This is a genomic window from Staphylococcus pasteuri (genome assembly GCF_030547725.1).
In the GTDB taxonomy this organism is placed as follows: Bacteria; Bacillota; Bacilli; order Staphylococcales; family Staphylococcaceae; genus Staphylococcus; species Staphylococcus pasteuri.
The window spans coordinates 1-20,838 of record NZ_JAUOQO010000015.1 but is presented as its reverse complement, the minus strand read 5'-3'; the positions used below and the strand labels follow the sequence as shown (position 1 = coordinate 20,838).

Annotated in this window: 21 protein-coding genes and 1 pseudogene; 9 read left to right on the top strand and 13 right to left on the bottom strand. The window is 29.6% G+C overall.

Annotated features, from left to right (window positions below; genetic code table 11):
• Positions 1-89 (top strand): helix-turn-helix domain-containing protein (locus tag Q4528_RS12190; RefSeq protein WP_303521745.1); only part of this gene is annotated, 89 nt, incomplete at its 5' end.
• Positions 90-182: 93 nt separating this feature from the next.
• On the top strand, positions 183-824 hold the full coding sequence (locus tag Q4528_RS12185) for a recombinase family protein (RefSeq protein ID WP_106905835.1): 642 nt from the start codon (positions 183-185) through the stop codon (positions 822-824).
• A 223-nt stretch (positions 825-1,047) separates the two neighbouring features.
• Here Q4528_RS12185 and msr(A) read toward each other — a convergent pair whose 3' ends face one another.
• On the bottom strand, positions 1,048-2,514 hold the full coding sequence (gene msr(A), locus Q4528_RS12180; RefSeq protein ID WP_002447408.1) for an ABC-F type ribosomal protection protein Msr(A): 1,467 nt from the start codon (positions 2,512-2,514) through the stop codon (positions 1,048-1,050).
• A gap of 536 nt (positions 2,515-3,050) precedes the next feature.
• Between msr(A) and Q4528_RS12175 the strand changes: the two genes are divergently transcribed.
• Together Q4528_RS12175 and Q4528_RS12170 are read left to right on the top strand one after the other, a co-directional pair.
• Positions 3,051-3,746: an ABC transporter ATP-binding protein gene (locus Q4528_RS12175; protein ID WP_002447409.1), complete on the top strand. Its 696-nt coding sequence runs from the start codon at positions 3,051-3,053 to the stop codon at positions 3,744-3,746.
• A gap of 1 nt (position 3,747) precedes the next feature.
• Complete coding sequence (locus tag Q4528_RS12170; protein WP_106905836.1) at positions 3,748-4,518, top strand: ABC transporter permease; 771 nt, start codon at positions 3,748-3,750, stop codon at positions 4,516-4,518.
• A 621-nt stretch (positions 4,519-5,139) separates the two neighbouring features.
• On the opposite strand, the gene Q4528_RS12165 is transcribed toward Q4528_RS12170, so the two are convergent.
• Positions 5,140-5,829 carry a DUF536 domain-containing protein gene (locus tag Q4528_RS12165; protein WP_002485951.1) on the bottom strand — a complete coding sequence of 230 codons (690 nt, stop codon included), beginning with the start codon at positions 5,827-5,829 and terminating at the stop codon, positions 5,140-5,142.
• Between the two features lie 492 nt (positions 5,830-6,321).
• Between Q4528_RS12165 and Q4528_RS12160 the strand changes: the two genes are divergently transcribed.
• Complete coding sequence (locus Q4528_RS12160) at positions 6,322-7,293, top strand: replication initiator protein A (RefSeq protein ID WP_002485957.1); 972 nt, start codon at positions 6,322-6,324, stop codon at positions 7,291-7,293.
• A gap of 561 nt (positions 7,294-7,854) precedes the next feature.
• On the opposite strand, the pseudogene Q4528_RS12155 reads toward Q4528_RS12160, so the two are convergent.
• From Q4528_RS12155 to Q4528_RS12135, 5 genes and pseudogenes are all read right to left on the bottom strand, one after another.
• A pseudogene (locus Q4528_RS12155) lies at positions 7,855-8,271 on the bottom strand (VOC family protein).
• A gap of 106 nt (positions 8,272-8,377) precedes the next feature.
• Positions 8,378-8,941 carry a replication protein gene (locus Q4528_RS12150; protein WP_002485953.1) on the bottom strand — a complete coding sequence of 188 codons (564 nt, stop codon included), beginning with the start codon at positions 8,939-8,941 and terminating at the stop codon, positions 8,378-8,380.
• Positions 8,942-9,064: 123 nt separating this feature from the next.
• Complete coding sequence (locus Q4528_RS12145) at positions 9,065-9,559, bottom strand: hypothetical protein (RefSeq protein WP_225973938.1); 495 nt, start codon at positions 9,557-9,559, stop codon at positions 9,065-9,067.
• Positions 9,560-9,666: 107 nt separating this feature from the next.
• Positions 9,667-10,743 carry an ATP-binding protein gene (locus Q4528_RS12140; protein ID WP_000125496.1) on the bottom strand — a complete coding sequence of 359 codons (1,077 nt, stop codon included), beginning with the start codon at positions 10,741-10,743 and terminating at the stop codon, positions 9,667-9,669.
• Positions 10,743-11,063, bottom strand: coding sequence for a hypothetical protein (locus Q4528_RS12135; RefSeq protein ID WP_000701704.1), 321 nt, complete (start codon positions 11,061-11,063; stop codon positions 10,743-10,745). Before Q4528_RS12135 ends, Q4528_RS12140 begins: the two co-directional genes overlap by 1 nt.
• 148 nt (positions 11,064-11,211) lie before the next feature.
• Between Q4528_RS12135 and Q4528_RS12130 the strand changes: the two genes are divergently transcribed.
• The 3 genes from Q4528_RS12130 (at position 11,212) to Q4528_RS12120 (ending at position 14,369) form a co-directional block, all read left to right on the top strand.
• The gene (locus tag Q4528_RS12130) at positions 11,212-12,411 is read left to right on the top strand and encodes a hypothetical protein (protein ID WP_001831368.1); all 1,200 of its coding nucleotides are present in this window, start codon (positions 11,212-11,214) and stop codon (positions 12,409-12,411) included.
• 41 nt (positions 12,412-12,452) lie between these two features.
• Positions 12,453-13,268 (top strand): hypothetical protein, encoded by an 816-nt coding sequence (locus tag Q4528_RS12125; RefSeq protein ID WP_001832799.1) that lies wholly within the window; start codon positions 12,453-12,455, stop codon positions 13,266-13,268.
• A gap of 549 nt (positions 13,269-13,817) precedes the next feature.
• On the top strand, positions 13,818-14,369 hold the full coding sequence (locus tag Q4528_RS12120) for a type III toxin-antitoxin system ToxN/AbiQ family toxin (RefSeq protein WP_002488419.1): 552 nt from the start codon (positions 13,818-13,820) through the stop codon (positions 14,367-14,369).
• 267 nt (positions 14,370-14,636) lie between these two features.
• Here the strand turns inward: Q4528_RS12120 and Q4528_RS12115 are convergent, their stop codons facing one another.
• The 5 genes from Q4528_RS12115 to Q4528_RS12095 form a co-directional block, all read right to left on the bottom strand.
• Complete coding sequence (locus Q4528_RS12115; RefSeq protein WP_001831394.1) at positions 14,637-15,164, bottom strand: GNAT family N-acetyltransferase; 528 nt, start codon at positions 15,162-15,164, stop codon at positions 14,637-14,639.
• 192 nt (positions 15,165-15,356) lie between these two features.
• On the bottom strand, positions 15,357-16,013 hold the full coding sequence (locus Q4528_RS12110) for a DUF8832 domain-containing protein (RefSeq protein ID WP_001831384.1): 657 nt from the start codon (positions 16,011-16,013) through the stop codon (positions 15,357-15,359).
• A 63-nt stretch (positions 16,014-16,076) separates the two neighbouring features.
• The gene (gene copZ / locus Q4528_RS12105) at positions 16,077-16,286 is read right to left on the bottom strand and encodes a copper chaperone CopZ (protein ID WP_001831373.1); all 210 of its coding nucleotides are present in this window, start codon (positions 16,284-16,286) and stop codon (positions 16,077-16,079) included.
• Between the two features lie 33 nt (positions 16,287-16,319).
• Complete coding sequence (locus tag Q4528_RS12100; RefSeq protein ID WP_001832797.1) at positions 16,320-18,707, bottom strand: heavy metal translocating P-type ATPase; 2,388 nt, start codon at positions 18,705-18,707, stop codon at positions 16,320-16,322.
• Between the two features lie 14 nt (positions 18,708-18,721).
• Positions 18,722-18,997, bottom strand: a complete 276-nt coding sequence (locus tag Q4528_RS12095) for a metal-sensing transcriptional repressor (protein ID WP_001831396.1) — start codon at positions 18,995-18,997, stop codon at positions 18,722-18,724.
• A 174-nt stretch (positions 18,998-19,171) separates the two neighbouring features.
• Here Q4528_RS12095 and Q4528_RS12090 point away from each other — a divergent pair, with 174 nt between their 5' ends.
• The gene (locus Q4528_RS12090) at positions 19,172-19,447 is read left to right on the top strand and encodes a glutaredoxin family protein (protein ID WP_001831374.1); all 276 of its coding nucleotides are present in this window, start codon (positions 19,172-19,174) and stop codon (positions 19,445-19,447) included.
• A gap of 40 nt (positions 19,448-19,487) precedes the next feature.
• On the opposite strand, the gene Q4528_RS12085 is transcribed toward Q4528_RS12090, so the two are convergent.
• A complete protein-coding gene (locus Q4528_RS12085) occupies positions 19,488-20,429 on the bottom strand; it encodes a cation diffusion facilitator family transporter (protein ID WP_001831389.1) in 942 nt (313 codons plus the stop codon).
• Positions 20,430-20,838 lie beyond the last annotated feature (409 nt).

The window sequence follows — 20,838 nt, the reverse complement described above, 5'->3', positions numbered from 1 at the left end:
AAACTATTGCAGAGCAATGGAAAGTTTCACGTACAACAATCTATCGTTATCTCAATAAGTTAAATAACCAAGAAAATAAAGATAAATAAAAAATATTACTGAGTTTTAAGAAAGATAAAAGTTAGACAGGATACACCCTAATCATACATGTATAATTGTTGAATTTATAGCAACTAAAATGTATGGTTAGGGTGTATATTAATTATGAGGTGAAAATCAATGATTGTTGGCTATGCGTGAGTATCATCGATCAAAATTTAGAAAGACAACTTGAAAATTTAAAGACGTTTGGGGCTGAAAAAATATTTACAGAAAAACAGTCTGGGAAATCTATTGAAAATAGACCAGTATTTCAAGAAGCACTTAACTTTGTAAGAACGGGAGATCGATTCGTTGTGGAATCTATTGATCGTTTAGGACGTAATTATGATGAAATTATTGAAACTGTGAATTACTTAAAAGAAAAAGACGTTCAGTTAATGATTACAAGTTTACCTATGATGAATGAAGTTATTAGTAATCCATTACTGGATAAATTTATGAAAGATTTAATTGTTCAAATTTTAGCAATGGTTTCAGAACAAGAGAGAAACGAAAGTAAACGTCGACAAGCACAAGGAATTCAAGTTGCAAAAGAAAAAGGCGTTTATAAAGGACGACCTTTACTTTATTCGCCAAACGCGAAAGATCCTCAAAAGCGTGTTATCTATCATCGAGTTGTCGAAATGTTAGAAGAAGGCCAAGCAATTAGTAAAATTGCAAAAGAAGTAAATATAACAAGGCAGACTGTTTATAGAATTAAACACGATAAGGGATTATCTTGATAAATAGGTTGTCAATGCAAATGAGCGTTTCTCACAGCGTTCTAAAACGCATATTAATCATCTATTATGAGATTTTAATAATAAAACAAGAAAAGAGAGGGTAAAAACTCCCTCTCTTTTCTTCTATATTCTTTTTCTCAAAAATGATCGGTTATGGTACTATTGTTATTTACTTTATTATAATACTTTAAAGAAATATTCAATATAAATTAGTGTATAGTTTTTAAGTTATATCATGAATAGATTGTCCTGTTAATTCCCATTTTTTATCTGATACATGTTTAACAAACCTTGTATCATGTGATGTAAACAAAATGATTCCAGGATATTTATTCATAAACATTTCTAATGCTTCTAATGTTTTAATATCTAAAAAATTAGTTGGTTCATCCAAAATTAACATATTCGCTTTCGTTGAAAATAATACTGCTAACGATAATTTCGTTCTTTCCCCACCACTCAAAACATTACAAGAACGCTCAAGTGCTTCATTTAAACCCAAGTTATTTAAAATAGCTCTACTGAATGATTCTGATGAATCCGTTTCATCCATTAAATATTGCAATAATGAAACGTCACGCATGTCTTCATAAGCAAGTTGACGATAGTATGCCATTTGCACTTTAGGAGAACAATCAATTCCCTCTATTTGGTGGTAAATAGCTTCAAGTAAAGTTGTCTTACCTACACCATTTGCACCTACGAGCGCTATATTTTTGCCATATGGTATTTGGAATCGTACTTGTGTTAGCAGTTTTTGACTTCCTTTAACCAATGTTAGATTTTGTGCAATGATTGGATAATTATTATGGATATCATAAATTTTATTTTGTGGAAAATTGAATTCATGATAACTTTGTGGTTTTTCAACTTCTTCCAAATGTTCCATTCTTTTTTCAATATGCTTAGCTTGTTTTTGAGCAGCCTTCTCAACCGTGCCTTTTTGTTTTGATGCACTTAAACGATCTGGTGCTATACTTTTATTTTTTTGTTTTGATGATGCTTGTGCCATTTGTTGCGCTTGATTTCGTTTAGCTTTACTGGCTTGGGACAATCTTTGTTTTTCACTTATATACTGTTCATATTTACGTTGTTGTTCTAACTGTTCTTGTTCATATTGATTTTGATACTGTGTGTAATTACCTTTAAACACTCTTATTGTGCCATCTTCTTGTATATCCCAAATTGTGTCAGCAATTTGGTCTATAAGTGCTCTATCGTGACTTACTATAATTAAAGTACCATAGTAATATTTTAAAATATTATTCAGATAATCTTTACCAATTTTATCCAAGTGATTTGTAGGTTCATCTAAAAGTAATATCGGACTATAATTTGATATGACATTAGCTAATTTATATTTTGCTTTTTCACCACCACTCATACTGTCGGTTGTATGCATAGGTATATGGAGTTCACTCATTAAACTACCGTCTAACGTGTTAAAATCATTTTCCACATCCATGTTAAGCTGTTCAAAATATTGAATTTCGCCATTCGTTTCAACTGTTCCAGATTCTGGTTTTGTTTTTTGAGCAATCATATTTAGTAATGTGGTTTTGCCAGTACCATTACCCCCAATAAGTGCTATTTTTTCAAATTGGTAAGCATAAAGATGATCGATGTTAAGTGATCGTAAATCTGTCAATTTATGATTGATTTGGTTAAATTTAATTGTATATTGTTCCATATTTATACACTCCTTGTATATTTAAAGGACGTGTACGCAAAAAATGAGACAGGCTACTCCCGTCTCATTCACATTACACTTTCAAACACTTAAAGAATTATTACGATGTTTTAGTATTTGAAAGCGTTTATTATTCCTATCGAAGGATAAAAAATGACATAAGTCATCCTATGAGTGTGTGTATTGCGGACAAGCCTTTTTGAATTAATTTAGTTTTGTATTCAAAAAGGTTTATTTGAGTCTCATAGAAGCTGTCATTTTAATCCTCCTTCATCGATAAAATAGTAATGTTAATATAACATTTTATTGGTTTTTTTACAATATATCTCTAAGTACAAAGATCATATAATAATAGTATAAAATTACAATTTGAGATTGATTATACATCTTGTTAATTTAGAGTGTACTTATAAAATGCAGCACTTCATTTAATTTATATTTATGTATCTCAACATGTATTTAAATAATTTATTTTTTTATGATACATTAAGTTTGGATTTAAAATATATCTAAATAATTAAAAAGGAGATAATTGTATGGATGTTTTAACAGTAGAACATTTAACAAAAAAGATAGGTAATAAGACTATTCTCAAAGATATTTCTTTAAATTTAAAACGAGGACAGATTGTCGGTCTTGTTGGAGCAAATGGGGCAGGAAAAACATCTTTGATGAAAGTTATATTAGGCTACTCGATTTATCAAGAAGGTAACTTTGAAGTTATTGAAAATAAGCATAAAAAAAGTAACGTTGGTGCATTGATCGAAAATCCAGGAGTATATCCCTTTATGTCAGGCTATGACAATCTTAAACTACTAAATGAAACTAAAAATACTCAAGATATTGATACAATTGTCTCTCAACTTAAAATGGATGAGTATATACATAATAAAGCCAAAACATATTCCTTGGGTATGAAACAAAAATTAGGTATTGCAATAGCTTTCTTAAATCAACCCCAATTAATTATTTTAGATGAACCTATGAATGGGTTAGATCCTAGGGCTGTAAGAGATGTTAGAGAACTCATTGTAAAAAAAGCGGAAGAGGGCGTTACCTTTTTAATTTCTAGCCATATATTAAGTGAGTTAGTAAAAATCACCAATTCTATCCTTATCATTAACAAAGGTAAAATTGTTACTGAAACTACCGAAGAAGAATTAAACCAATATAAAGATAACGATTTAGAAAATGTATTATTAAGTATCATTGATAAGGAGGATCAATCGTAAAATGGGCACTTTAATTAAGCAAGAATGTTTTAAATTGTTTAAAAAGAAATCGACGTTTATTATACCAATTATCATTATGTTATTAATGGTTGTTCAAGCTATAATATCTAAAAACTATGATGATGTTTTTTCTCCACAATCATCTATTGAATCAGCATTTAGTGGTTTTTCATGGTTTATCTTTTTATTAATTATTCAAGCCAGCACCATTATTTCAATGGAGTTTTATCATGGTACAATTAAAAATCTTCTCTATCGAAAATATACGAGAACAAGCATTATTATTAGTAAAATTATTACATTAATACTTTTTTCACTACTGTATTTTATTGTTAGTATTGTTGTAGGAATTATTCTATGGGCTATTTTCTTCAACGATATCAATCTCCTTGAAAGTAAGGGTGATGCGTTATCGTTATTAAGTAAAATGTTATTAACTGGACTAGGTACATATGTTGGAACATGGTTAGTCTTAAGTATCACCTTATTATTTTCATGTGCAATGAAAAGTCCCGGTGTCTCTATTGCTGTCGGTATTGTATTGTATTTTGCCACTTCAATTTTGTCAGGGATATTAACAATTGTTGTAGATAAATGGGAATGGTTAAAATGGAACCCTATTAGTATGATGAATATTATGGTTCAAATTGTTGATAAAAACATGAAAAAATTCACAAAATTAGAACTGCATGAATTATTTATTGGTAATATTGTTTATATTATTATTTTCTTAATCATCGTAGTATTTGTCTTTAAAAAGAAAAATGTCTAATCTAACTCAACACACTTTATAATTTTGCATTCCTCTACTAACCAGTGTTATAATCTACTTAACTCCCGTAAGGGCGCACTTATACGTTTGTTCCAAACGCTAGTGTAGATCCGTCATCGACCTGCGTCGATTTTTAATTTTAAATTCAAAGAAACGGCTTGAGATATTCCGAGCAGTTATAAAAATTAATTTGTGTCGAATATCGCTACTACATTCTTGAAAAAGTGATGTAGATTTTTAGCCCATAACTTTTTTTATTTACATCGACGATACGGCGTCGAAGGAAAAATAAACAGACCGTACGAAAGAAAAAGCCAATCCACTTTGTCTGGGTTGGCTTTTATTTTTATATCCAAAGGCGCACTTACACACCTAAAAAAGTGTCGTACTAAAACCAAAACTCATATGTGATAAGCTAATATCCTTATTTTGCATTTTAAGGGGTATTTTATATGTTTTTTTACATAAGCTCTTAAAACACAAATGAGAGCCAAATAAAGGTTCTGTATGGACTATGATTGCCTCATTCACTCTGTTTACATAACCAATGATTATCAGAAGTACGATCCACATAAAAAGCACGATAAGTTTTTAAACTTATCGTGTCCTTTTTAATTACAGTTAGTTACCAAACAAACGACTCCAAAACCCCTTTTTAGGTGATTCTTCCTCCCTATCATCAGGTTCACTCTTTATTGCTTCTGTTAGTTTAGCATCTTTTAGTAATTCATCTTCTTTTATACTTTTATTCTTATTCTTTTCAGAAATATCTTTATGCTCAGTTTCTGTTGGTTTTTTCTTTTCTTGTTGTTGAGCCCTATTTTGATTTCCCTCAGTAAATACTGCTTCTTGCATATTAACGTTTTGTTTATTATTAGTCTTCTCAATATCAAAAGAATAGTTAAGCTGTCTTTCTTCTTCTAATTGATTTTCTAGTTTTTGAATCTTTTTATTACTTTCCAAAGCTAAAATTTGTTGATTTTCTAAAAGTCTATTAAGAGTATTTATTTGTTCTTTATCTCTATTTGATTGTTCTTTATATATATCTAACTGGTTATATAAATGTTTTATTGTTTCATCTTTTACCAGGTTATTACTATTAGTCTTAACTTCTTCTTTCTTTTCATTTTCAAAATCATTATGTTTATTTTGATTTTTTCTTATTCGGTTTACTACTATAATTTCATCTTCACTTGCTAAATAATTTACATTGTCAACCTTTTGGAATTTCACATTCGCTTTTTTAGCATTATTATAAACAGTCATTTTCGTAACATTCAATTCATCAGCAATCTCTTTCATACTCTTCATATAACGTCCTCCATATAGTTATACACATAACACCTATATCATTATATAGTCTTTATACTTGTTAATACAACATTATATATATATTCAAGTAATCTTATATATAGTTATACGTAAACACTATATATCTACATTTATATAGGCTTATATAGCCTTTATACTTGTTATATAGGTGTTTATATAGTTCTATACAACTTATTCATATAATGTCATTATACGAAATTCTAACATTCTTTGAAAATGCATACATACAAATGTATATAAACAATTTAACAAAACTTTCAAAAGTGTTAATATAAGTATATATAAAAGAAACCCGACTACGGGAATAGTCAGGTTTCTTCGGTAATAAAACAAGTGGTTTGTTTGTTTATATAATTGTTATATTCTTATTATATATATTAAGAATTATTAGTGCAAGCCGAACACATATAAACTTACTTATAGCTTATTTATTACCTCTTTTAAAATTCATATGTGAAAGAGGTTTTTTGTATGTCCAACTTTAATATTAAAGAAATTCAAAAAGAAAAGTTTTACCAATTACCCAAAGTATTTTTTACGAATCCTAAGTATACTAATTTATCCAATGATGCAAAAATCACTTGGTCTATACTAAGAGATCGTTTAGATTTATCTATAAGAAATAATTGGATAGATAAGAATGGAGATATATTTTTTATTTACACCAATGAAAAACTTAAATCTATTTTAAATATCAGTAGTCCCAATAAATTATCTAAAATTAAAAAAGAATTAACACAAGCTGATTTATTTAATCAAATACGAGTAGGGTTGAATAAACCTAATAAATTATATATTAAAAAACCAGAAGTAACAGAAGCTGATGTATATTATATTTCACAACAAGAAAACGATATAGAACAACGAGATAACACGGACGTATCATTATCATACGTCCAGAAATATGATAATGATACATCAAGAAATATTAATAACATACGTCATGAAGTATCAAAAGAATACACAAGTGATACTGATCTTAATGAAACTGAATATATAAAGACTGAGAATAATGATACGAATGATTTGAATGATACATCTGACATAGTTTCTAAAAATTATCATTCGAATCATACAAATCATCAACAAACTGAATTTAATAATAATGCTCTAAAATTCCAAGCGCTTGAAGAATTACCTACACAAATCAAGACTTATTTAAGTAATTTTGAAATTAAAGACATCCGTATTATTAAAAGTGTTTTACTCAAAGGGAAAAAGTCATTTAATAATGCACATGATACATATTATCGTTTAGAGGACGTTGAATTTGAACTTGTGAGTGTTTTAAAACGTTTTAAAGCCATGTTGATACAAAAAAATGAAAATGTTGAAGCGATGCAAGGCTATTTAATGCAATCAATTAAAGCTGAACTTGAAGAAATACATGCATTAAATATGCGTCGCCAAAATATACCTAAATACAATATCTTTAATCAATAATTCAAATAAGCTTCTAACAAGTAAAATAATTTTAAAATATTTGATAATGTCAGGTTCTATTTTGAAATTGTTGACATAACTGGATTATTCAAATTTGATTTTATATGTAAATAATATCTAAAAATTCGCCATTCGTTAGAAATAAACAACAAATGTAACGGTTTAAATTTATAAATGATAGGGAGTTCCAATCAAATTAGCGAAACATGAGAAATGGTTTTGAATTATTACGAGTACTATGTATAAAAGATACGAATACATGTATATTAAGTGACATGAGCCAATCAGTTTATATATCACATAAAATACATGTAAAGTACGTAATAAATGTCATATGTATATACTCTTATTTGTCTCGTATTTGTGTTTTAAAGGGCAAAATTAAATGGATAGAAAAAACTATGTGAGATTAGAATTTGCTCTAAATACCCCTTTAAAATGCAAAATAATGATATTTAAAATTCGGAAAAATAAAAAGATCCTAGAGAAATTTCTAGAATCTTTATTTGGCATAATGACTCATAGATATTTATTTTTGTATTATCAATAAAGGTTTATGCCTCAATAATTTTTCGAAGTATGTTTCATTAATTTTTCAAAATCAGTATCGCTAATATTTGATTGAGTAAGTGTGATTTAGTGGCCGTCTGGATCTTTGATTGTCATTTCTTTAGCGTTCCATGGTTGGTCTTCTAATTGAGTTACTATAAATTTTGATGAGATATGTTGTGATTTATCTTCGATATCTTTGACTAAGATATTGAGATATATTGAATTGCCAACTTCAAAATCTGTTTGAACAATTAAGATTAAATCTTGATGTTTTTCTAGTCTTAAATGATTCATAAGCACTTCATTTTTATCATTTCTAAATTTAAAAACACTTTTAAAGCCAAGTGTTTTTTCATACCATTTTTCTGATTTCTCAATGTCTTTAACTAGGACTTTGTTAAACATAGGCATTTGGTAAAACTCTATCGTTTTCACCTCTTTTTATTAATTGTAATGTATTACGCTGCGTTAATGTCAAGAAAGAGTAAGCTGAGAAACAGGTTTCTTCTCGTCTTGATACATGATATCCATTTTAATTAAACATGTGACGCCTTGAATCCAAATATTTTGCGAAAAAATATGTTCGCTGAATAATCAAATGTAAATAGGATGGATGGTGTTGCCGCGCATACATCACTAGACTTTGAAATTCTGTAAAATCTTGGTTCTCAATAATATCAATAATCTTATTAAATATTTCGGACTGACCTTGATCTAATAAAAATTGATTTAAGTCAAAACCACAACCACTTTCAATATCGTTGATGTCATAAGGGGTTTTATCTGTATTAGACGCATGAATAAAATAATCAAACATGCCCTTAGGGGACATAATTATTTCAATATGACTAGGTGTATTTAAGTGTTGTTGAAGTAATTCAGAGACTTGGGAATAACTTTTTAAAGAATCAAAAAACAAAGCTCCATGTTTATGTGACTTCTTAATTTCTCCTGTCGAGTGATCAATATCTTGATTATGCCACGGACTTAAAATATAGGGGATATGCATTTGTTCCAAAATATCTCGGTAGTTAGATGGCGAGCTCTCTTCATATATTAAGAAAGCCCACTTATTTGAACGTTTATCTTTTGACATCATCAACATCCTTTCTGTGATTATTGATTAATGATGCCATGGGGGTCGTAGTAACCCCATGGCACTGTTAAGATACACATGCGCTTGTGTTTATCACTTCGTGTACCACAACGCATGTGTATCTTAACGTTTGTGGCCTGCAAACCATAGATAACGATGATGACGTTGAGGTTTTGAAAAGTAATAATTCGGGTGCATATGTGTAATTTCTTCATGAATTTGAGGTTCAATCTTTTTTAATATATCGTGAGCTTGCTGTTTCCGGGGAATTTTAATTGCCACACGGACTTCATTTTGACGAACATCAACGAGCGATTTTCCAACCATTTTATTAAAGTATTGCTGGACAGAATTTGTTTTACTTTTGCCGTTATTTTGCCAATCCTGAGTCGTGTCTGTGTCAACATCTTGTTTAAGATAATGTCGTAAAACCATTGTGTGATAAACAGATTTGATATGATTCGTGAGTTGATCTTTCAATAAACGAATCATTAAATCGATAACTATTAACATCAATGCTAAGACTAATAAGTAAAATGTAAGTTGATATACACCATTTGAAATGATTGTGATATAGTGTGTGACGTTTCGCGTATCGATAATATCAATTTGAGACACAATAAAGTTTAATAGGACAAAGAGTTTACTAACCATAACTGTCAAAATAGCGAACAGGAACAAGTAAATGATAATATCATACACACGCATGAAATAGGTTTTCCTCATCACAATACACCTGCTTTCGTATAGTAAGTCGGACATAACAAGGGTAAGACTTGATAGGGAGATTCACTATCAATCACTTGGATTAGACCTGTCCCTTTACCAATGGGTATCACAATACCTTCTGGATCTAAATCGGGGAATAAAAATTGTGTGGTTTTTTTATTAATATTACCGATTTGAATCAGCACATTGAGTTGTTCTCTAACGGAAACCGGGATGGTTTGATGATCAAATCGTTGAGACACCAGTAATAAATGAACTTTGGTGGCACGACCTAATAAAGCAATTTGAGATAGTAATGAAAAGAACGCGTCTTTAATGGTCTTATTCACACCTTCAGCTAAAGCGAGCACTTCATCAATCACAATGGTTAGGTGATCAAATTGATAGTCTGGATCGTCATAAAGAATGGTTTGTCGTTGTTGAATAACTTGAAGGCAATGACTTAAGTTTTCATTAATTTCAGATAAAAAATCAGACTTAGATCGATTTTGATGAGGGTGAATCACAGTAATATCATGAATACGTGCCCAACGGCTCGGTGTATCAAACTTAGGGTCAACAATAATGAGTTCTGATATCGGTTTTAATACACTTAGTAAGTACGTCAGCATATAAGATTTACCACTGCCTGAATTACCTGCGATCGCTATAGATGTAATGTTTTGATAGTTTAAAGTTAATTGTTTCATGATCGGAATTTGTTGATTCGTTAGAGACGACGTAAAACGATCTAAATCAGAAATCACTAAGCGTTCTGATATCCCTTGTTGCCATGGGAAAAACAAAGCGCGTTGCGTATGAATATCGTCGGTATCCATAGGTACGAAATACGCAGAATTCTGTTTTAACAATGTGAATTTGGGATATAAAGCTGCACTCGCAATGAGAAATATTTTTTGATATAAGTCATCGTCCACAATATAGCCTGCAGGCAGGCGAGGAAGAAAGTAAAAACCTTCTTCCGTGACCTTGCAGGTGAAACTATTGGTATAACTGGTTTCGCCTTGCATCATGGATCCTAGTGCCATATTTAAGCTTTGTAGGAGATATTGTTCGAGCTCTTTGGCTGTCATTATTTAACCTCCTTCAGATCTGAAGCTTTGAAGTAAACATCATAACGGACTTCACAAGCTTCTAAATGATCAAAAGTAATGACGCTCATATAATTAGGTAATGTCACTTCATTTTCGAATTTAACTGTGAAGGGCGGTAAGCCTTCTTGAACAAACCAGGCTTTATACGCAATAATTTCTCCGGTAGGCTGATTATTCTCAAAACGCTGTTGCGGATAAAGTTCTGTACTTAAGCTATAAATGGGTTTTTTATTATCAATATAATTGGAAGCTATTTCAGTTGAATAGCCACCTTTTTTGAAATTAGATTGAATTTTCATGTGAAACATCCTTTCTATCCTATTGATGCGCATCGTTTAGGAAATATAAATAGAATTAATCAAAGATATCTGTGATTGATTAAATTTTCGCAAATGAAGTGATAAAATAATAGGTGAAAAAATTTATTCGGTTTTTGGAGGTAATAGCGTGATTATCATTAATAACAAAGGAATCAATGACTTAGATTTTAATTATTGGATGAATAATCAATTAACTGATGACAATATCGAAGAAATTTTAGAGGGGTCTGATTTAAGTATGGAACAAGAAATTTTTAAAAGTAATTATAAAAAATTCTTGGAGATAGATGGCAAAAAGGAAAGATGGTATTCTCTGGAAGAAGCTGCGTATATTATTAATGGGAATTATTTTTCAATTTATGAGGAAGATAGCAAAAAGCGAAGTGTCACAACAGACTATGTAAAAAATAAAAGTAATGATATCTTAAATAATATAGAAAATGGAACAAACCAAAATTGGAATAAATATCATTACCCACAAAAAAGGAAGTTTGCATTCAAAAAAGTAAAGTATGTTAATGAAGATATGATCGATGAAATATTAAGAGATGATGTAACAAAACCTGAAAAAATAAAACGAGGTAATATATCAATCGAAGAGTTGCTACCTAATCAAAATAGAATAGCAAAATATATTAGACAGAATGAGAATATACATAATAAAAGTATAATGATAGATTACCTAAATCAATTAAGTGATACACTGGCAAAATCATTAGACGACGTACGTTATTTTTCAAATAAACTATCATTATTTAAATCTGTTATTAAAGATTCTAGAGAAATAGCACAAAATATACATAGGGATCACGATATAGATAATAAAGAAAAATATGAACTTCTGAAAAAAGAATATAGTAATTTTTTAGAAAACTGTATACGTTTTTCTAATGAATATTTAGATATACTAGATATCAAAAATATTTTTAATATTTTTGATACTAAGAAAATTGTTTTAAATCTGTCTTATTATACGAAAATGTGGGAGGTTCCTGATATTAATAATGAACAACCGATAAATAATAATTTACAAAAGTTTGTTGATTTGAAAAAGAAGAAGTATTTAAATAATGTACATTGGAGTAAAAATAAGATACTTAAACAATTAAATGAAATTGAAGTTAAACCCGTTACTTTAAAAGATGGTACTAGTGAAACAGAACGCGTGGCAGAGTGGATGTATAGAAATAAAACAAAAGTTGTTTATGAAATTATAAATAAAGAATTTGATGATGTTTATGATTTACTTAACGGTATGTTGAAGTCTGAATACACAGAACTTATGGGCTATATGAGAATATGGCATAACTTAAGCAAAAATTTATAAGTCTTAGTAACCTGTTATACACTTTAATTGGAGGAGTTAACGTGTATTTCAAAAATATGGATTTCTTGATTGACCTATACAAGAATTTTAACGAAGTAGGGATTTTTGCAGTAATATATATTATATATGCGCTTATTCAAATTCTAAGTCAAAATATTTTATATAAAAGACAAAAGATGGAAAGAGTAAAAACACTGATAATCAATATAATTTTATACATATTTATAACACTAGTAGCATTAATGTACTTGTTAGCAATGATTTTTTATTCACTCAGTGCATATCCTAAAGAAGAAGTGATTAAATATATAACAGATTGGGATAAAATTAGTTTGCCAGCTATATTACTTGTTCTTTATTCGTTATTATTCCCTATTTTTATATTTCCATTTGTAGGAAAACGACGTAGAAAAAACTATTTTGCAGAAAATGTAAATAATTGTATTATTGAAAGAGAAATTATAGATAGAGTGAGTATTAATGGTAGAGATAAATTAATTCTAAAAGATGCCTTAGGATATCAGACAGAAAAAGATATAACAGGAATAAAGGATTTAAAAATTAGTACATCTCAAAAAAAATCTTGGTTAACGTTAGAAGACATTAAAATAGCTACGATGAGTCTAAGAGATAAACAATTACTGTTAAAAATGATTATAGGTTTAATAATATTTGGGGTCCCTACAGGGTATTTTGTGTGGAACTTCATCAGTGTCGTTGATGATTGGGATAGAATAATGCACGCAAATGATATATTTATGTATATGGGTCTTTTCACGTTACCATTAATGGTAACAGTTGAGTTATATGTAGTTGCATTTATTATTACCAAAAATTTATTTAAAAAGAAAAAATGATAACAAATTTAGATTAAGAGAAAATAACTTATCAAAGGTCGTATATTAGAACATGATATATATAGTTCGCCTATCTATCAAGAATCAATCTAGTCGCAGAGAGGGATCATTACTTTGCTAATCATTTTCGTTAATTGGACTATAACATTGGTTGGTGGAGAAATGTAAAAGACTATTATTATTGATTTTGTAGGATTTTTTTGGTTAATAAGTCTTTTCTTATACTATCAACAATACGGTAATTAGCTTGTCAAAGGATTTTACTCTTTCCAATCAATTGTGGATTTGTATCGGTGTAGAAAGTATTTTGTACCAAGCGTCTACCTGCTTTATTTCTAATGAAAAATCAGTTAGTAAATCTTTAATCATTTTTCTCTTAGAAAACCAATTTGAACGGTTCTGAGAAATATAATATAAAGATAAAAAATTGACATATGATTTATACAGTGCTAAAATTTAAAATGTATATAGGAGAGGTCTTGCCACAAGTAGACATTGAAAAAATAGAGAGTCCATGCTAAAAGTTGGAATTGAAAAAATGGAGAGGTCTTGCCACAAGTAGACATTGAAAAGCGACCAAATATTTGGTCGCTTTATTTTTATACTGTAGGAGAAATTATGAAATTATACTATGTTGATGAAGATTATATTAATGAATTAAGAAATGTAGATGAGAGAGTATTATTAAATAAATCCACTCGTCCTTATTTAGGAGTTGTATTATCTATTAATGATCTTAATTATTTTGTCCCCTTAAGTTCCCCTAAAGAAAATAAAAAACTAAATAATCAACTATCAATAAAATTGTTTGAGGTTAATAATATTCAAAATAGATTAGGATATCTATTATTTTTAAATATGATACCTGTTCCTGATAAATATCTTTCTAAAATAGATATGCAATACATAAAGGAGCAAGATTTAGAATATTATAACTTATTAACTAACCAATTAATTTTTATTAGGCAAGAAAATCAAAGAATCGTAAATAAAGCCCAAAAAGTATATAAAAATGCTGTGATAAAAAAAGTTTCATTTTTTGAATCAATGTGTGTAGATTATTTAGCATTGGAAAGATATGTGAAAGATTTAAAACAGTAAAAAAGATAATTCTGTCAATAATTCCCCTCAACATACTCAGAAGAATTTTAGTGTAAAGTCTTTGTAATTGTCTATCTTAGTTAATTAGATGTTTACTATTATTTCTATATTAATATATAGCTAAAATTAATAAAATAGAAGTCATTAGCTGAATTACTTATGAATCAAAATAAATTTTATATACAAAATGTCATTTTTGAGTACGCTCTAAATAAACAAAAATAGTCCTCTTATTAAAATAAGAGGACTATTTTTGTTTAAAATTATTCAAGACCATTCGCTTTCTAACATACTCATTTGCCATAAATTATAATATTCTCCATTTAATTTTCTAAAGTCTCTTTTTTCTCCTTCTTTTATAAATCCAATCTTTTTGTAACTTTTAATAGCTGATTTATTAAAGGCAAAAACACCTAATTCAATTCTGTGTAGTCCCAAATCTTCAAAAGCCTTTTTCAATAATTTCTTTATTATTTTAGGGCCTAATCCTTGGCCACGCATTTGCGGATCACCTACTAAAACTTTACTTAACGTGGCGGAACAATTTTTAAAATCTATATTATTTAAAGCAATATGACCTATAATTTTTTTTGAATTATTTTCTTCAATGATAACTTTATAAATTATTTTACTAGAATTTTCTTTATTTGTGTCTTTAATATATTCCTTTAATTGTTCTTCATCTAGGGGATAATTAAAATCTGTACCTGCCCATTTGACTAAAAGTTCAGGAGAGTTTATCCAGTTTATTAATAAATCAAAATCTTTCTCCTCAAAATATTCAAACTTAATCAATAAATTACTCCTTAAATAATAGGTTATTAACTATAAAAATTCAGTGAATGTTGCAATATAAACAACCACTACAATTTTTTGATACTTTCTTCATCAACTTTCTATCTTAAATTTTCGATTTTTTATAAAGCGTTTTGTATTATCTAAATAACTCTTTACAATTTACTGATTTTTAAGCTTTTGCTAATAGATTTATGCAACTTTAATATTATAAGTAAATCTATGCACTTCATCATTAAATTTAAATTCTGCCCAAATTTTATACATCCCTTTTTTAGGAAAATGAGCATAAAAGGTTGTAGAATCAGGTGATTCTGGGTGAACATGAATATAATCAGTTAATTGCTCATCAAATATAATCACATGTCCTAAAGCTCCTAAATAAGGTTGGGGAGTTAATTCTGTATTGAAAGTTAAAGGGACATGTTCATCTTCTTTAGCACTTATAGAATTTAAAGTTACATGAACTCCTTTGTTAACTTTTACCCAATTTTTATCAGAATTTAAAGATGTTGTAGAGGTTATTTTATCTCCAATTTGCAGTTCAATAGGATGAACGGAATACACATGGTTTTTTGGTGTAACATCAACAAAAGCCTGGTAAGTTCCTGGCTCTAATTGTTGGTTAATTATAAATAAACCTTCATGCTTTTTTTGAGGGTGTAGGTGGTAATATTTCTCCATGTCATTAGATACTAAAACGAAATGCATTTCTTTTTCATGCATAGTATCTAATAATGGGGCATTATTAAATTCATCTTCTAACGTAATTTCTATATTACCATCTCTATATACAACATTTGCTTTAATTTCGGGTTTGTTTGAATGATATTCATGATTATGATTCATATTTTTATCCTCCTTAATTTTTAATAAGGGCATATCATTAAACGATATGCCCAACTATTTAAATTATTTAATTACATCGTAACCTTGATCTTCAATAGCTTCTTTAAAGTCGTTGAAAGCTACTTGATTTTCATCAAATTCAACTTCCACATTCCCATTCGCCAAGCTTACTTCTGAAGATGTTACACCATCTAATCCATTTAATGCTTTTTCAATTGAATGCTTGCAATGGTCACAGCTCATACCTTCTACATTAATAACTTCGTTAGTCAATGTTGTCACCTCCTTTCAAGAAATATAAGATTCTTATAATTTCATACGTTTTAGACGTAAAGCGTTTGTGACAACACTTACAGAACTTAAAGCCATTGCTGCTCCCGCAACCCAAGGTGCTAGCAGACCAATTGCTGCTATAGGGATACCTGCAACATTGTAACCAAACGCCCAAAATAGATTTTGGCGAATATTACGAATTGTAGATTTACTTGCTTTTATTGCTTTTGGAATTAATAAAAGGTCTCCTCCTAAAATAGTTATATCAGCAGCTTCGATTGCAACTTCTGTACCTGTACCAATGGCAATACCAATATCTGCTTTAACTAGTGCTGGAGCATCATTGACACCATCTCCAACCATAGCTACTTTTTTACCTTCAGATTGAATTTCTGCTACTTTAGAAGCTTTTTCTTCTGGTAAAACCTCTGCAATAATCGTGTCTATACCAACTTGTTTTGCTATTGCTTGTGCGGTACGTTTGTTATCACCAGTTAACATAGCAACTTCAATACCTAATTCATGAAGTTTTTGAATAGCTTGTTGGGCAGTATCTTTAACTGTATCAGCTACAGCGACAACCCCTCTCAATTCGTTATCTACGCTTATAAGCATTGCAGTTTTTCCTTCTTTTTCAAATTGAGCGAGATTTGTTTCAGCTTCATTAGTTTGGATTCCTTTTTCACTCATTAGTTTTCGATTTCCGACAAAAAGTTCTTTACCATCAATTGTTGCATTTATACCGCGCCCTGGTATAGCTTCAAAATGGTCTACTTCTAAAAATTCTAATGATTTTTCTTTAGCATAACTTACGATAGCTTCAGCTAGTGGGTGTTCAGAACCTTTTTCTGCACTAGCTAACAATTGTAATGTTTGATCATCTCCACTAAAATCAGTGACTTCAGGTGTGCCATTTGTTATAGTGCCAGTTTTATCTAAAACAACTGTATTAATAGCGTGTGTACCTTCAATGTGTTCTCCACCTTTAAATAGAATGCCATTTTCAGCAGCTTTTCCGGTACCCACCATTATAGAAGTAGGCGTAGCTAAGCCTAACGCACAAGGACAAGCGATAACTAATACTGCTATTGCAGCAACTAAGGCTGGTTCAAATTGTCCCGGCTGAACTAATGAAATCCATATAATAAATGTGAAAATCGCGATACCTACAACGATAGGTACAAAATATCCAGAAATAATATCTGCTAGTCTTTGTATTGGCGCTTTAGAACCTTGCGCTTCTTCGACAACTTTAACAATGGAGGCAAGAGCTGTATCTTTACCAACTTTTGTTGCTTCAACAGTAATTGCTCCATTTTTATTCATTGTTGATCCTATAACATTATCATTTTGCATTTTTTCAACAGGAATAGATTCACCTGTCAACATTGACTCGTCAATTGAAGTCATACCTTTAATTATTTTGCCATCTACTGGTATTTTTTCTCCTGGTTTGATAACTAAATAGTCTCCTTCTTTTACCTCACTTAAAGGAACCATAGTCTCTTCACCGTTGCGTAATATACGTGCTTCTTTAGCTTGTAAATTCAACAATTTACTTAACGCATTTGTTGTTTGTGTTTTAGCACGTGCTTCTAAATACTTTCCGAAAAGAATTAAAGTAATTAATACAGCACTTGTTTCAAAATATAGGTGTGGCTCATAATTTGTATTAATTAACCACTTAATCGATTCATAAATACTATAAAAGAAGGCTGCGCTTGTACCTAAAGCGACAAGAACATCCATATTTGCTGACCCATTACGAAGGTTTTTATAAGCGCCTACATAAAATTGCCAACCAATAACAAATTGAACAGGCGTTGCTAATACAAATTGGAACCACGGGTTCATAAATATATGTGGTATTTGAATACCAAATAAATGAACGAACATTGTCATTAACAATGGAGCTGCTAAAACAGCTGAAACAACTAATTTAATTAACTGTCGTTTTAATTGTTTTTCTTTTTGGGAACTTTTTTCTGATGCTTCTTTTTTAGGTTGTGCCTCATACCCTAGGTTTTTAATACGTTGTTGAAATTCATCTACAGACGTCATATCAGGGTTGTATTCTACAGTAGCACTTTCTGTGGTTAAATTAACTGTAGCCTTATTTACACCTGAGATTCGATTTAAAACTTTTTCGATTTTATTCGAACAAGCTGCACACGTCATTCCCATTACATCGAGATCCACTTTTTCGGTTAAAACTCCATAACCTGTTTTTTGAATTGTATTTGCAATATCTTCTAATGATGTAACATTGGGGTTATATTCAATTGTAGCTTTCTCTGTAGAAGGATTTACATTAGCGTTAACTTCATCTAATTTATTTAGATTTTTTTCTACTTTATTCGAGCAAGCTGCACATGTCATGCCTGTGATACCTAATGAGGTTTTTTTAATATTTTCACTCAATTATTTCTTTCCTCCTATTTTGAAAATTGTTTTAATACAACCATCAATTCTTTGATACTTTCTTCTCCGTTGCCATTTTTAATACCTTCACTTACACAATTAGATATATGGTCTTCAGTTACTATAAAACCCACTTGTTTTAGGGCTGATTGTATTGCTGTTATTTGTACTAGTACATCTATACAATATCTATCTTCTGCTATCATTGATTGTAAACCGCGCATTTGTCCTTCTAATCTTTTGAGTCTATTGAGCAATGCGTCATTGTTTTTAACAGTAGTAGTGTTCAATTTCACCCCTCCTCATATACCCTAACGGGGTATCTCTTGTTGGAATCTATATTATACCCCTAGTAGGTATAAGTCAATACAAAAGTTTCATATAAAAAATTAATATTTATAGTTTGTTTTAAGAGGTACACTTGTATAAAATGTATGCTAAAACTTATATTAGGAGAGATATATTTGGATAAAAATATACAACTTGAGCTTTACACAAGACCTACATGCTCTGATTGCCAAGAATCAAAAAGGTATTTAAACTCTCAAGAGATTAGTTATAGTCATAAAGATGTAAGTCAAAATTTGGACTTAGAAGAAGAAATGAAAAAAATATCAGGCAACCGAATTGTTCCCTTATTTGTTTTTTATAAAAAAATTTTTTGGGGTAAAAAAAAGTTGTTTAAATATTACGTGGGATTTGAAAATAACAAAAAAGATATATTAAATATATTGGAATAATTAAATAAACAGCCATTATTAAAAAATAATGGCTGTTTATTTAATGATGATGTTGACTGTCTTCTTCTTTCACGATACAAAACAATTTTTCACTATGATTATTGTTAGAAGTTTCAGTCTGTATTGTGACATGTTGAATATTTTGATGATTGAGTTCATGTTCTATACGTTTAAGTAAAAACTCATTTTCAGTAATGGTCATTGTATCTTCTACAACAATATGACAAGATAACGCGTTTAATCCGCTAGTTACTGACCAAACATGAAAGTCATGAATATTTTTAACTTCTTTGAATTTTTTAATAGTTTTAATAATGTCTTTTGTATTTATATTGCTTGGTGCTCCCTCCATTAATACATGAAGACTTGATTTTGTTACATAAAAGCCGCTACGTAGTACTAAAATTGCTACAATCACACTTGCTAAAGGATCCGCCCACCCCCATCTAAAAAATATAATGAGAAGGGCTGCTATAACTGCACCTATAGATCCAAGCATGTCGCTTATTACATGCAAATATGCTCCACGCATATTTAAGTTTTCTTCTACATCGCTCCCGCGCAGCATTATCCAAGCCACAATAATATTAATAAACAAGCCTACCAAGGCGATAATTAACATGCCTGTAGAAGCTACCTCAGGGGGGTTTTTAAATCTCTCAATAGCTTCATAAAAAATATAGATAGCTATTAACATCAAAGTAATACCATTAAGTACAGCTGCTAGTATTTCAAACCTTTTGTAGCCAAAAGTTTTATTTGTATTAGCTTGCTTCGCTCCTAAAGTAAATGCAATTAAAGCAATACCTAAAGAAATAGAATCACTTAACATATGACCAGCATCTGAAATTAACGCAAGACTGTTAGTAAAGAAACCACCTAACCCTTCTACAATCATGTAACTTGTAATAATAATAAAACTAATTAATAAAGTCTTTTTGTTCGCGCCATGTGTATGATTATGATTGTGATCGTTTTCCATTTAATCCCTCCTCTTTTTAATGATGAAAAATATTTTCTATAATTTGAATTTTTGTTTTTATAACTATAGAGTTAAAAAATATAAAATTTCAATTAATGTTTTGTTACTCGAAGAAAATCATACTAACTTATGAATATATGCTCATATATTCATAAGTTAGTATGATTTTTATCCTTTGTCAATATAGAAATGCTTTGTATTTTGTATATTAAATAAAAACCCTACTTTGCTTTGGACAGTAGTGGGATTTTTGCATATGATAAACCACACTTCACTTGCTAAATATTAACTATATTATAATTAACAAGTGATAATTTCTTTTTAGAGAAAATGAGTCCGGGACATAAAGTTCTTGGATAAGTGAAAAAAAGACAATTTCTATTGAAATAATATAGAAATTGTCTTTTTT